The sequence below is a fragment of the Pseudomonas sp. GW821-FHT07G06 genome, assembly GCF_058986625.1.
In genome coordinates this window covers 255,792-269,207 of the sequence record NZ_JBYSVW010000002.1, presented here as the reverse complement: position 1 = coordinate 269,207, position 13,416 = coordinate 255,792, and the positions used below count along the sequence as shown (strand labels likewise).

Sequence of the window (13,416 nt, the reverse complement as noted above, 5' to 3'; positions counted from 1 at the left end):
TCTCTGCTTGGTGCTTTTTAACGCGGTTGGCTCTGTTTCTTGCTCCGAAAAGGAGCAAAAACCGGTGTTTGATATTTATTTCCGACTGGGTGCAACTTATTCTCAAGAAACTGGTTGCACCTTATTTGCTTTGTTGAATAGCATTCGCGCCCAAGGTGCAACCCGGACAGAATCCGGGTGCTCCGGCTGATGGCTTTCCTGGGGAAACATCAGTCATAAATGCGCGGGAATCCGGATCGTCTGTCAAACGTATGCGTTTGCGAGCGGTTCACCAGCCGCCGCTACATAAAAACAAAGCCAGGGCGTAACTTAATGAGCGTAAGCAATCCAACCCTGATCACGTTCGTGATCTACATCGCAGCAATGGTGCTGATCGGCTTGATGGCCTATCGCTCCACCAACAACCTTTCCGACTACATTCTGGGCGGTCGCAGCCTGGGCAGCGTCGTGACTGCACTGTCCGCCGGTGCCTCCGACATGAGCGGCTGGTTGTTGATGGGCTTGCCCGGCGCAATCTACATGTCCGGTCTTTCCGAAAGCTGGATCGCCATCGGCCTGATCGTCGGTGCCTACCTGAACTGGCTGTTCGTCGCCGGCCGTCTGCGCGTGCAGACCGAGCACAACGGTGATGCACTGACCCTGCCGGACTACTTCGCCAGCCGCTTCGAAGACAAGAGCGGCCTGCTGCGGATCATCTCTGCGGTCGTGATCCTGGTGTTCTTCACCATCTACTGCGCTTCCGGCATCGTGGCCGGTGCCCGTCTGTTCGAAAGCACCTTCGGCATGTCCTACGAGACGGCGCTGTGGGCCGGTGCTGCGGCGACGATTGCCTACACCTTTATCGGTGGATTCCTGGCTGTAAGCTGGACCGATACCGTACAAGCCACCCTGATGATCTTCGCGTTGATCCTGACGCCAGTCATCGTGCTGCTGGCCACGGGTGGTGTCGACACCACCTTCCTGGCCATCGAAGCGCAAGATCCAAGCAACTTCGACATGCTCAAGGGCACCACTTTCATCGGCATCATCTCGCTGATGGGCTGGGGTCTGGGCTACTTCGGTCAGCCGCACATCCTGGCGCGTTTCATGGCTGCCGATTCGGTCAAATCGATCGCCAACGCTCGCCGCATCTCCATGACCTGGATGATCCTGTGCCTGGGCGGCACCGTGGCAGTCGGCTTCTTCGGTATCGCCTACTTCTCGGCGCACCCGGACGTGGCTGGCGCAGTCACCGAGAACCACGAGCGTGTGTTCATCGAGCTGGCCAAGATCCTGTTCAACCCATGGATCGCGGGTATCCTGCTGTCGGCCATTCTGGCTGCGGTGATGAGCACCCTGAGCTGCCAGTTGCTGGTGTGCTCGAGCGCCCTGACCGAAGACTTCTACAAGACCTTCCTGCGTAAATCCGCTTCGCAGCTGGAACTGGTCTGGGTCGGTCGTGCCATGGTGTTGTTGGTTGCCCTGGTGGCGATCGCCCTGGCGTCCAACCCGGAAAACCGTGTACTGGGCCTGGTGAGCTACGCCTGGGCCGGTTTCGGTGCTGCATTCGGTCCGGTCGTACTGATCTCCGTGATCTGGAAAGACATGACCCGCAACGGCGCACTGGCCGGTATCCTGGTCGGCGCGATCACCGTGATCGTCTGGAAGCACTTCGAACTGCTGGGCCTGTACGAAATCATCCCGGGCTTCATCTTCGCCAGCCTGGCGATCTACTTCGTCAGCAAGATGGGCACGCCGACTGCCGGCATGTTCCAGCGTTTTGAGGCTGCAGAGCGTGATTATCGTCTGAACAAGTGATGAGTGATGGGGTGAACGTTTCCCGTCCCTGTTAAAAGAACGGCTCGCAGCTTTTGGTGCGGGCCGTTTTTTTTGCTTCTCCACTATCCGTGGTGCTCGCCTCATCTGACCAGCGACTGCAGCGACATGCCCACCCTGTTCGTTGGCACCCACTCGATATCCTCAGCGACTTCGCCTTGCTCTGCGCCATTCCGTTGCGCGATGGCTGTGATGTGCTGGATGTGGTTGGACGGCGGTTGCGGGCGGGGTCTTCGGCAGGGGCGTAGGCATCGGCACAAGAACAAGATCAAAAGATCGCAGCCTTCGGCAGCTCCTACAGGTGTCAGATCCATCTGCGCGATCCCTGTAGGAGCTGCCGAAGGCTGCGATCTTTTTACGTTGAGGGCCACTCAGCCCCGAACCCCTGACTTGCCGGCCGGTAAAAGGTAAACTTCCCGGCCTTCGCAGGAGCAGCCATGAATTATCGTCACGCCTTCCATGCCGGCAATCACGCCGATGTGTTCAAACACCTGACCTTGACCCGCCTCATCGCCCTGATGTCGCGCAAGGAGCAGCCGTTTGCCTATCTCGACACTCACGCCGGCATCGGTCTGTATGACCTTCAGGGTGACCAGGCCAACCGTACCGGTGAGTACCTGGAAGGCATTGCGCGTTTGTGGGATCAGCCGGATCTGCCGATCCTGACCGCTGATTACATGCAGGTGCTGCACGAGATGAACCCGGATGGCCAGTTGCGCTATTACCCGGGGTCGCCGGAGCTGGCGCGACGCTTGACTCGTCCCCAGGACCGCGTCTTGCTCAACGAGAAGCATCCGGAAGACGGCGTGCTGCTCAAGGACAACATGGCCGGTGATCGTCGGGTCAAGGTGCACCTGGGCGAAGGCTGGCATGTGTCGCGGGCCTTGTTGCCGGTGCCGGAGAAGCGGGCGGTGATGTTGATCGATCCGCCGTTCGAAAAGCTCGACGAGATGCAGCGTTGTGCCGCGTCGCTTAAGGAAGCGATTGGCCGGATGCGCCAGACCGTGGCGGCGATCTGGTACCCGGTGAAGGATCAGCGTGCGCTGCGTCGTTTCTACCAGGACCTGGCCGGTACCGGTGCGCCGAAGTTGTTGCGGGTGGAGTTGCTGGTGCATCCGCTGGATACGCCGAACAGCCTGAATGGTTCCGGGCTGGCGATTGCCAATCCGCCGTGGGGGCTGGAGGAAGAGTTGCGTGAGCTGCTGCCGTGGTTGTCCGAGAAGCTTGGACAGACCCAGGGTGGGTGGCGGATGGATTGGTTGATTGCCGAGTAACAAGATCGCAGCCTGCGGCAGCTCCTACAGGGTTATTCGTACGCCTGTAGGAGCTGCCGAAGGCTGCGATCTTTTGTTTTAGCGATCAGATCGGGCAGGTCACGCCCGTACCGCCGATCCCGCAGTAGCCTTCCGGATTCTTGGCCAGGTACTGCTGGTGATACGTCTCGGCAAAGAAGACGGTCGGGGCCTGGTCGATTTCGGTGCTGATTTCACCGAGGCCGGCCTTGGACAGTTCAGCCTGGTACGCTTCTTTGCTCTTGAGCGCGGCTTCCAGTTGTTCAGGCGAGGTGGCGTAGATCACCGAGCGGTACTGGGTGCCGATGTCGTTGCCCTGACGCATGCCCTGAGTCGGGTTGTGCAATTCCCAGAACATCGCCAGCAGCTCCTGGTAGCTGACCTTGGCCTTGTCATACACCACCAGCACCACTTCGGCGTGGCCAGTCAGCCCCGAGCAGACTTCTTCGTACGTAGGGTTCGGCGTGAAGCCGCCGGCGTAACCCACAACAGTGCTGACCACGCCGTCGCGCTGCCAGAAGCGGCGTTCCGCACCCCAGAAACAGCCCAGGCCAAAGATCGCGAACTCGACGTCCTCGAAGAATGGGCCCAGCAGAGGGGTGTCTTTGAAGACAAAGTGCTTCTCAGGCAAGTTCATCGGGGTTTCGCGGCCAGGCAGAGCTTGTTCTTTAGTAGGGAGCACGTTTTTGTTCACCAGAATTTCCGAGCGCAGAACCATGATCAGTCCTCTCAGTCAGGTTGAGTTGTAAATAAGCAGACCGTCAGTGTGCCCAATGCCGGCCAGATACGCACTACCTTGTGGGAGCGAGCTCGCGATGAGGGCATAACTTTCAGCATCAATGTCGACTGATCCACCGCTATCGCGAGCAAGCTCGCTCCCACAGGTTTTGTGTCTGTCAGGCGATTGGGCCGCGCGGGTAGCGTTTGAGCTTTTCGATCAGCTCATTGCCCGGGATCGGACGGTCGAACAGGTAGCCCTGGCCGACGTCGCAGCGGTGACGGCGCAGGAACGACAACTGCTCGGCGGTTTCGATGCCTTCAGCCACGACCTTGAGTTTCAGGTTGTGGGCCATGGCGATCACCGCGGAGGTGATTTCCATGTCGTCCTGGTTGTCCGGGATTTCGTGGATGAAGCTTCGATCGATCTTGATGATGTCGATGGGGAATTTTTTCAAGTAGCTGAGCGACGAGTAACCGGTGCCGAAGTCGTCCATGGCCAGTGTCAGGCCCAGGCGCTTGAGCTGGTCGAGCTGCAAGTGAGTGTCTTCGGTGGCCTCCAGCAGCAGGCCCTCCGTTAACTCAAGCTCCAGCAAATGCGCGGGCAGGGCTTCTTCCTTGAGGATGGTGGCGATGGAGGCCACCAGGTCCGGATCGGAGAATTGCTTGGGCGACAGGTTGATCGCCACTTGCAGGTTGCCCAGGCCGGCGGCGGTCAGCGCTTTGCTCATGCGGCAGGCCTGGCGGGCAATCCATTTACCGATCGGAATGATCAGTCCGGTTTCTTCGGCGACGCTGATGAACTGATCCGGGCGGATCATGCCCTTTTCCGGATGATCCCAGCGCAGCAAGGCTTCCATGCCCAGCAAGCGACCGCTGCGCAGGCACAGCTTGGGCTGGTAGAACACGTCGAGTTCGTTCTGGGTCAGGGCGCGGCGCAGGTTGTTTTCGACGAACAGCTTGTAGCTGGCCTCGGCGTTCAGCGCTTCAGTGAACACTTGCACCTGATGCTTGCCATTGGCCTTGGCCTTGTGCAGCGCCAGCCCGGCGTTGCGCATCAGGGTTTGCGGGTCGCGCCCGTGTAGCGGCGCGCAGGCCAGGCCCACGGAACCCGTGACGCTGATCAACTGGTTGTCGACGAACATCGGTTTGTCGAGGGTCGCGAGCAACTGATTGGCCACTTGCTGACCCATCGTGAGGTCGCTGTTGTCCAGCAACACGGCGAATTCGTTACTGGCGAATCGCGCCAGGCTGCCGCTCGGGATCAAGCTGTTGCGCAGACGTCGGGCCAGGCTGATCAGCAATTTGTCGCCAGTCTGGTGGCCGAGGCTGTCGTTGATCCGCTTGAAGTTGTCAATATCCACCAGCAACAGGCTGATCGGCGCGTCGCTGTCCCGGGCGAAGCGTTCATCGAGGTTGCGGATGAACGCCGGGCGGTTGCCGAGATTGGTCAGGTTGTCGGTGTAGGCCAGGCGCTCGATGCGCTGCTGAGCGAGCTTGGTCTGGGTGATGTCTTCGTAGATGCCGATGTAGTGGGTCAGCTCGCGGTTGTCGCCGTACACCTTGGAGATCGACAACTGGCCCCAGTAGGGTTCGAGGTTTTTCCGGCGGCTCTTGAATTCGCCCTGCCAACTGTTGCTCTTGGCCAGCGCCGAAGGCGCGTCGAACAGCAGTTCGCTGAGGTTCTCCAGGGCCGGCAGTTCCGACAGGCGCTGACCATGCACTTCTTCGGTGGAGTACTGGGTGATTGCGGTGAAGCTCGGGTTGACGTACTCCACCACGCCGTCGCAGTTGACCAGCAGAAAGGCGTTGGCACTTTGCTCGACCGCACGCTGGAACAGGTGCAGGGCGCTGGTAGCGGTGCGCCGGTTGTGGTTGCTGATGACCTGGGCGAACTGGTCGGCCAGTTCGCCGGCGAAGGCGATTTCATCCGACTGCCAGGCACGGGTCGCACCGATTTGCTCCAGGCACAAAACGCCCACCACCTGGCCATCGACTCGGATACTGGCGTCGAGCATTGCGTTGACGTCGCGCGGGCGCAGGCTTTCGGCCATCTCCCGGGTGCGCGGGTCGCGCATGGCGTTATGGGCGTCGATGGCGCGGCCGGTGTGCAGGGCGTCGAGGTAATCGGGGAACACGCTGGCGTCGATCGGCTGCGGCAGCAGGTATTCCTTGTTCGTGCGGTGATAGGCCGAGATCGGCACCAGCATCGAGCCTTCGAGGCTCCACAGGCTGGCGCAGTCGATTTGGTAAATGTCGCAGGCGCTGCGGGTGATCAGCTCGGCGGCTTCACGCAAGGAGTTGTTGCTGCTGTAGCGCTGCCGGGTAAGCAGCAGGATCAGGTCCTGCTGGGCGCGCACCCGGTCCAGATGCAGCAGTTGCTCCTGCTGGGCGCGCTGATTGAGCTCCAGGGCGATTTGCAGGCGCGAGTTCTGGGTTTCCAGATCCAGGGCCGGTTGCAGCGGGTCATCCTCGAACAGGCCGTCAATGACCAGCAGGTAGCCGCGCAACAGGTGACGATTGTGCTGTTTGTAGGCTTCGCCCAGTTCCAGCAGATTCAGGGAGCCGGAGGCCGTGTGCAGGGTGTAACGGATCAGGTAATGCGTGCTGTGAGCCAGCTGTTGCTGGACCGCATCATGAAGTTGATAGCGCGCTTCCGGCTCCATCAGGCTGGCGTAGGGCGAACCCACCAGTGCGCACAGCTCCACGGCGGGCAAGCCGAACTGGCGTTCGCAATTGGGATCGAGAAACAGGAGTGCCCAGCTGGGTTCATTAAGCCGTTCGAAACGCAGCATGCCGAGCCGCGAGGGCACAGGCAACTGCGTCACTACCTCGGCCACCATACGGCTGGCGGCATCGGGTTGGCTTTTCATGGAGGGAAACTCGCTTCGAATATGCTGAACGCGCTGGGCTCACGCCCTCTTTACTGTTGCCTGCGGCAAGGTTGCATCATTGCGACACCGACTGACAAGAGAGATGAAGGCCAAGTGCTATAAGAATATGTCGGCAGACGACGGGTTTTCTTCAGTCGGTGGCAAAAAGTAATGCTATTCGCTGAAAAGTTCGCAGTTTTGCAAGTATTGCTATTGGCTGCGACCCATTTCCGGGTCAGCGAAACGGGATGCCAATGGACTGCAACAGCTTGCCTTCCCGATCGTGATAATTCACCTGGAGCTGCCCGGCATCGACGACCAGGTGTGCAAAGTTATCCTGGCTGATCACGTTGCTGGTCAGCTCATCCCGATAGTCGCCAGAGGCAGTGCGGACCAGGGGTTGACCGAGGATGAACGTGGAGGCCGTGGCATAGGGCAACATTTTGCTGTTGCACAGTGGTGACGAGACGATGGTGTGGACTTCGAAGTCCGGGTCCTCGCTGTGGGTCAACCGGCTGGTCAATGAGCCGTGGACATCGCCGGAAATGAACACGACGTTCTTGATGCGGCGTGTGCGAATGGTCTCCAGCAACCGCAGCCGTTGTTCGGGGAAGGCCTGCCAGGCGTCATCATCCGAGCGTTTTTGGTCAGGGTAGAACATGACACTGGTGACCACGAATTTGACCCGCGCCGGGCTGTGGATCAGCCAGTCGCACAAGGCCTGTTCCTGGTTGGCATCGAGAATGCGTCGGTCAGCGGCCGACAGATTGCGTCGGGTTCGACTGTCGGTAACAAACCATTCGGTATCACCTTCAGTAAATTGATACCAGTATTTATCCAGTCGTTTATTTACAAGTCCGTCATCGGTTAGTGCATGGGCTGGACTATGGCTGGCCTGATACAATTCATAGGCCCTGATTGCGTTTGCATATAAGTAGTCATCAGACTTGCTCTTGTTGGCGGGCCAGTTGTCTTCTATTTCATGGTCGTCAAGAATCATGTAAGTGGATAGGTTGGACATTAATCTGGCGATATTTACCTGCGAAAACGCCACGCGATATTTATGCAGGATTTCCTTGAGTTCCCGATCCGGGGCAATGATGTTCAAATCATCGACGTAGATTTGGTCGCCCGTCATCACCAGCGCACTGACGGGAGGACTGGCTTGTTCCACCAGTCGTGAAATTGAAGCGAAGATTCTGTCACCCAAGTGAGGGGCTGATGCAATGCCGGCGGTCATGCGCAGATATCGGCAGGAACCGACAATGTAGGCCCTTGGCAGGCCGGCCTGGCTGGAACGGGTCCGCAGGTGATATATCTGCTGTGGCCATTGCAGCGGCAGTTCCTTCACCGTGTCGACGGTGTGCGCCGGCCCGGCCGGGCTGAACCACCCGGCCTGATACTCATAGTAGGAGTCGGCGGACAGATTATTTAGTGCAAAGACTTCGCACATGTCGTGCTTGGGTTCGAGTTTCGCAAAGATGCCTTTTGACCATTGGTCTTCGCCTTGTCGTCTATAACGAATGCCGGCAAATACCAGCGTGTTTTTATTGTGTTCGCCGCGCAAGAAAATACGGGTGTGGTTAGTTGTGGTGTGACCAATAATAGGGCCGACAGTTGGTTTAAGCATGTTTGAGTCCATTCGGCTGCTTACAAATTAGTTAGATGGTTGTTTCGGATGTAATAAGTAGTCTTTCAACCAAGGCTAGTTATTTGGCCCGAAAAAATATCTGGCAGAAATGGATTCGAGTTGTGGGCAATATCAGCCACAAATGTAGGAAGACGTTTTAAGTAAAACATTCAGGCAAAAAAAGCCCCGCCAAATTGGCGGGGTTGAGGTACGAGCGTGGCGCTCGGAAACGTGGAACGCGGCAGGCCCTCCGGTGAAGGAGGGCCGGCCGGTGTTACAGGAGCATGGTGCGGATGTCGCCCAGCAGGTCGCTCAGACGCTTGGTGAAGCGTGCAGCAGCGGCGCCGTTGATCACGCGGTGATCGTAGGACAGCGACAGCGGCAGCATCAGTTTCGGCTGGAAGGCTTTGCCGTCCCAGACTGGCTGGATGGTTGCCTTGGAAACACCGAGGATCGCCACTTCCGGCGCATTGACGATTGGCGTGAAGCCGGTGCCGCCAATGTGCCCGAGGCTGGAAATGGTGAAGCAGGCGCCCTGCATCTCGTCTGACGAGAGCTTCTTGGTCCGGGCTTTTTCAGCCAGGGAAGCCGCTTCGGCAGCCAGCTGCAGCAGGCTCTTCTGGTCGACGTTCTTGATGACCGGTACCAGCAGGCCTTCCGGGGTGTCGACGGCGAAGCCGATGTTCACGTATTTCTTGCGGATGATCGCTTTGCCGCTTGGCGCCAGCGAGCTGTTGAAGTCCGGCAGTTCCTTGAGCAGGTGCGCGCAGGACTTGAGCAGCAATGGCAGGACGGTCAGCTTGACGCCGGCCTTCTCTGCAACGGCTTTCTGGGCAACGCGGAACGCTTCGAGTTCGGTGATATCCGCCGAGTCGAATTGCGTCACGTGTGGCACGTTCAGCCAGCTGCGATGCAGGTTGGCAGCGCCGACCTGCATCAGGCGGGTCATCGGCACTTCTTCGATTTCACCGAAGCGGCTGAAGTCCACGACCGGAATCGGCGGGATGCCCGCGCCACCGGTTGCGCCAGCAGCAGCGGCCGGTGCTTCCTTGGCCTTCTGCATCATGGCTTTGACGTAAACCTGCACGTCTTCTTTCAGGATGCGACCGTGCGGACCGCTGGCACCCACGGCGCTCAGCTCGACACCGAACTCACGGGCCAGTTGACGCACGGCAGGGCCGGCGTGAACCTTGGCACCAGGCTTGGCTGGAGCGGCGGCCGGGGCAGCAGCAGGTGCGGCGGCAGCAGGGGCAGCAGCGGCTGGAGCCGAAGCAGGAGCGCTCGGGGCGGCAGCGGCAGGTGCCGGAGCAGCGGCCGGGGCAGCGCCTTTGACTTTCAACTTGAGGATCAGGTCGCCGGTACCGACTTCGTCATCGAGCTTGATGGAAACGCTTTCCACCACGCCAGCGGCTGGCGATGGAATTTCCATGCTGGCCTTGTCGGATTCCAGGGTGATCAGCGACTGGTCGGCGACAACGGTGTCGCCGGCCTTGACCAGGACTTCGATGATCTTGGCCTTGCCCGCCGAACCGATGTCCGGAACGTGGATATCCTGAACGCTGTCGGCCACTGGAGCAGCCGGGGCTGCCGCAGGTGCAGGTGCAGCAGCAGGTGCCGCAGCGGCAGCCTGGGCCGGAGCAGCAGCCGGTGCCGCAGCACCCGCCACTTCCAGATCCAGGATCAGGTCGCCGGTGCCGACTTCGTCGTTGAGCTTGACGCTGATGGCCTTGACCACGCCAGCGGCTGGCGAAGGGATTTCCATGCTGGCCTTGTCGGATTCCAGGGTGATCAGCGATTGATCAGCCGCGACGGTGTCGCCGACCTTGACCTGGATCTCGATGATCTGGGCCTTGCCCGACGAACCGATGTCCGGCACGTGCACTTGCTGAACGCTGGCGGCAGCCGGCGCAGCAGCAGGAGCGGCGGCGGCAGGAGCAGCAGCCGGTTTGGCTTCAGCCTTGGCAGCCGGCGCAGCGGCAGCCGCAGGGGCTGGCGCAGCAGCACCTTCGACTTCCAGCTCCAGCAGTTCGTCGCCTTCTTTCAGGCGATCGCCCAGCTTCACTTTCAGGCTCTTGATGATACCGGCCTTCGGCGCAGGCACTTCCATGCTCGCCTTGTCCGATTCCAGCGTCAGGATGCTCTGGTCGGCTTCGATACGGTCGCCGACCTTCACAAACAGTTCAATTACTTCACCTTCACCGCTGCCGATGTCAGGTACGCGAATGAGTTCGCTCACAGAATCTCTCCTCAGCAGTCCAGTGGGTTGCGTTTTTCCGGGTTGATACCGAACTTGGCGATGGCCTCGGCCACAACCTTAGGTTCGATGTCACCACGGTCAGCCAGTGCTTCCAGGGCTGCCAACACCACGAAATGACGGTCGACTTCGAAGAAATGACGCAGTTTCTTGCGGCTGTCGCTGCGGCCGAAACCGTCGGTGCCCAGAACTTTGAATTCCTTGGACGGTACCCACTGACGGATCTGCTCGGCGAACAGTTTCATGTAGTCGGTAGAGGCGATGACCGGACCTTTACGGCCGTTCAGGCACTCTTCGACGTAGCTCAGCTTAGGCTTCTGGCCAGGGTGCAGACGGTTGCTGCGCTCTACGGCCAGGCCGTCGCGACGCAGTTCGTTGAAGCTGGTAACGCTCCACACGTCGGCGCCGACGTTGAACTCTTCACGCAGGATCTTCGCGGCTTCACGGACTTCACGCAGGATGGTGCCGGAGCCCATCAGCTGAACGTGGTGCGCCGCTTCGCGGTTGTCTTCCTCGAGCAGGTACATGCCTTTCTTGATGCCTTCTTCGGCACCGGCCGGCATGGCTGGCTGCTGGTACGACTCGTTCATTACGGTGATGTAGTAGAAGACGTCCTGTTGCTCTTCGGTCATCTTCTTCATGCCGTCCTGAATGATCACCGCCAGCTCGTAGCCGTAGGTTGGATCGTAGGTGCGGCAGTTCGGGATGGTGGCAGCCAGCAGGTGGCTGTGACCGTCTTCGTGTTGCAGGCCTTCACCGTTCAGGGTGGTACGGCCGGCGGTGCCGCCGATCAGGAAACCACGGGTGCGGCTGTCGCCAGCGGCCCATGCCAGGTCGCCGATACGCTGGAAGCCGAACATCGAGTAGAAGATGTAGAACGGCAGCATCGGCTGGTTGTGGCTGGAGTACGAAGTACCGGCAGCGATGAAGGAACTCATGGCGCCCGCTTCGTTGATGCCTTCTTCGAGGATCTGGCCCTTCTGGTCTTCCTTGTAGAACATCACCTGGTCTTTATCGACTGGCTCGTAGAGCTGGCCGACGGAGGAGTAGATGCCCAACTGACGGAACATGCCTTCCATACCGAAGGTACGGGCTTCGTCCGGGATGATCGGCACGATGCGTGGACCGATTTCCTTGTCCTTGACCAGTTGCGCGAGGATCCGCACGAAGGCCATGGTGGTGGAGATTTCACGGTCGCCCGAGCCGTCCAGGATCGCCTTGAGGGTGTCCAGTGGCGGAGTCGGGATGTTGAAGCTCTTGGCGCGACGCTGAGGCACGAAGCCGCCCAGTGCGGTGCGGCGCTCGCTCAGGTAACGGGCTTCGGCGCTGCCTTCTTCCGGTTTGAAGAACGGCAGGTTTTCCAGCTCGTCGTCCTTGACCGGGATGTCGAAACGATCGCGGAACAACTTCAGGCTGTCGACATCGACTTTCTTGGTGTTGTGCGCAGTGTTCTTCGCTTCGCCGGCACCGGTGCCATAACCCTTGATGGTCTTGGCCAGGATGACGGTCGGTTGTTCTTTGTGGTTGACCGCTTCGTGGTACGCCGCGTAGACCTTGTACGGGTCGTGGCCGCCACGGTTGAGCTTCCAGATCTCGTCGTCGGACAGGTCTTCAACCATCGCCTTGAGTTCCGGCGTGTTGAAGAAGTGTTCACGCACGAACGCGCCGTCTTTGGCTTTGTAGTTCTGGTACTCGCCGTCGATGACTTCGTCCATGCGGCGTTGCAGGATACCGTCGACGTCCTTGGCCAGCAGTGGGTCCCAGAAACGGCCCCAGATGACTTTGGTCACGTTCCACTGAGCACCGCGGAACACGCCTTCGAGTTCCTGGATGATCTTGCCGTTGCCGCGAACCGGGCCGTCGAGGCGCTGCAGGTTGCAGTTGATGACGAAGATCAGATTGTCCAGCTTCTCGCGGCCGGCCAGGGAGATCGCGCCCAGGGATTCCGGTTCGTCGCACTCGCCGTCGCCCAGGAAGCACCAGACTTTCTGTTTGCCTGGCTGGATGAAGCCGCGGTGTTCCAGGTACTTCATGAAGCGTGCCTGGTAGATCGCCTGGATCGGGCCCAGACCCATGGATACGGTCGGGAACTGCCAGAAGTCAGGCATCAGCCAAGGGTGCGGGTAGGACGACAGGCCCTGACCGTCGACTTCCTGGCGGAAGTTGTTCATCTGGTCTTCGGTGATGCGGCCTTCCATGAATGCGCGGGCGTAAACGCCTGGCGAGGTGTGGCCCTGGAAGTAGATCAGGTCGCCGCCGTGTTCATCGGTCGGGGCCTGGAAGAAGTAGTTGAAGCCGATGTCATACAGGGTCGCACTGGAAGCGAAGCTGGAGATGTGACCGCCGAGGTCAGAATCTTTCAGGTTCGTACGCATCACCATGGCCATCGCGTTCCAGCGTACCAGCGAGCGAATGCGGCGTTCCATGAACAGGTCGCCAGGCATGCGTGCTTCGTGGGTAACGGGGATCGTGTTGCGGTAAGGCGTGGTGATGGCGTAAGGCAACTGCGAACCGCTGCGGGTCGCCAGTTCACCCATACGGGTCATCAGATAGTGAGCACGGTCTTCGCCTTCTTTGTCGAGAACCGATTCCAGGGCGTCCAGCCATTCCTGGGTTTCGACGGGATCGAGGTCTTGCATGGCTTGCTCCAGGGCGGAAAGGCTACCAGAATCGGTTGCCTGAGTTAGCGACTGGCCTTGTGGGCAGACGTTATGAATTCTTGGATTGCCGACAGGTTGTTCCGGCGGCGTGTAGTTTTACTACAAATCCTCCGGCATTTCAGCCCGTCTAATGTATATACGAGTAGTAAAACTACAGATGAGCGGCTTGTGGCCC

The 13,416-nt window shown here is 59.5% G+C and carries 7 protein-coding genes; 2 read left to right on the top strand and 5 right to left on the bottom strand.

Annotated elements, in window-relative coordinates; translation table 11 throughout:
• Positions 1-312 precede the first annotated feature (312 nt).
• The gene (putP, locus tag AC3WJW_RS04710) at positions 313-1,797 is read left to right on the top strand and encodes a sodium/proline symporter PutP (protein ID WP_102698616.1); all 1,485 of its coding nucleotides are present in this window, start codon (positions 313-315) and stop codon (positions 1,795-1,797) included.
• Positions 1,798-2,252: 455 nt separating this feature from the next.
• Positions 2,253-3,089: a 23S rRNA (adenine(2030)-N(6))-methyltransferase RlmJ gene (locus tag AC3WJW_RS04705; RefSeq protein ID WP_007971823.1), complete on the top strand. Its 837-nt coding sequence runs from the start codon at positions 2,253-2,255 to the stop codon at positions 3,087-3,089.
• An 85-nt stretch (positions 3,090-3,174) separates the two neighbouring features.
• Here AC3WJW_RS04705 and msrA read toward each other — a convergent pair whose 3' ends face one another.
• The 5 genes from msrA to aceE form a co-directional block, all read right to left on the bottom strand.
• Positions 3,175-3,825 carry a peptide-methionine (S)-S-oxide reductase MsrA gene (gene msrA, locus AC3WJW_RS04700; RefSeq protein WP_493725280.1) on the bottom strand — a complete coding sequence of 217 codons (651 nt, stop codon included), beginning with the start codon at positions 3,823-3,825 and terminating at the stop codon, positions 3,175-3,177.
• A gap of 178 nt (positions 3,826-4,003) precedes the next feature.
• Positions 4,004-6,697 (bottom strand): putative bifunctional diguanylate cyclase/phosphodiesterase, encoded by a 2,694-nt coding sequence (locus tag AC3WJW_RS04695; protein ID WP_493725279.1) that lies wholly within the window; start codon positions 6,695-6,697, stop codon positions 4,004-4,006.
• Between the two features lie 235 nt (positions 6,698-6,932).
• The gene (locus tag AC3WJW_RS04690; RefSeq protein WP_493725278.1) at positions 6,933-8,327 is read right to left on the bottom strand and encodes an alkaline phosphatase D family protein; all 1,395 of its coding nucleotides are present in this window, start codon (positions 8,325-8,327) and stop codon (positions 6,933-6,935) included.
• A 274-nt stretch (positions 8,328-8,601) separates the two neighbouring features.
• The gene (aceF, locus tag AC3WJW_RS04685; RefSeq protein ID WP_493725277.1) at positions 8,602-10,563 is read right to left on the bottom strand and encodes a dihydrolipoyllysine-residue acetyltransferase; all 1,962 of its coding nucleotides are present in this window, start codon (positions 10,561-10,563) and stop codon (positions 8,602-8,604) included.
• 11 nt (positions 10,564-10,574) lie between these two features.
• Positions 10,575-13,220 (bottom strand): pyruvate dehydrogenase (acetyl-transferring), homodimeric type, encoded by a 2,646-nt coding sequence (gene aceE / locus AC3WJW_RS04680; RefSeq protein WP_015093183.1) that lies wholly within the window; start codon positions 13,218-13,220, stop codon positions 10,575-10,577.
• Positions 13,221-13,416: the final 196 nt, after the last annotated feature.

Bases quoted from the DNA above. Each gene is read 5' to 3' on its own strand.
- AC3WJW_RS04705 (WP_007971823.1), top strand. From the start codon at position 2,253: ATGAATTATCGTCACGCCTTCCATGCCGGCAATCACGCCGATGTGTTC.
- AC3WJW_RS04690 (WP_493725278.1), bottom strand. From the start codon at position 8,327: ATGCTTAAACCAACTGTCGGCCCTATTATTGGTCACACCACAACTAAC.
- msrA (WP_493725280.1), bottom strand. From the start codon at position 3,825: ATGGTTCTGCGCTCGGAAATTCTGGTGAACAAAAACGTGCTCCCTACT.
- aceE (WP_015093183.1), bottom strand. From the start codon at position 13,220: ATGCAAGACCTCGATCCCGTCGAAACCCAGGAATGGCTGGACGCCCTG.
- putP (WP_102698616.1), top strand. From the start codon at position 313: ATGAGCGTAAGCAATCCAACCCTGATCACGTTCGTGATCTACATCGCA.
- AC3WJW_RS04695 (WP_493725279.1), bottom strand. From the start codon at position 6,697: ATGAAAAGCCAACCCGATGCCGCCAGCCGTATGGTGGCCGAGGTAGTG.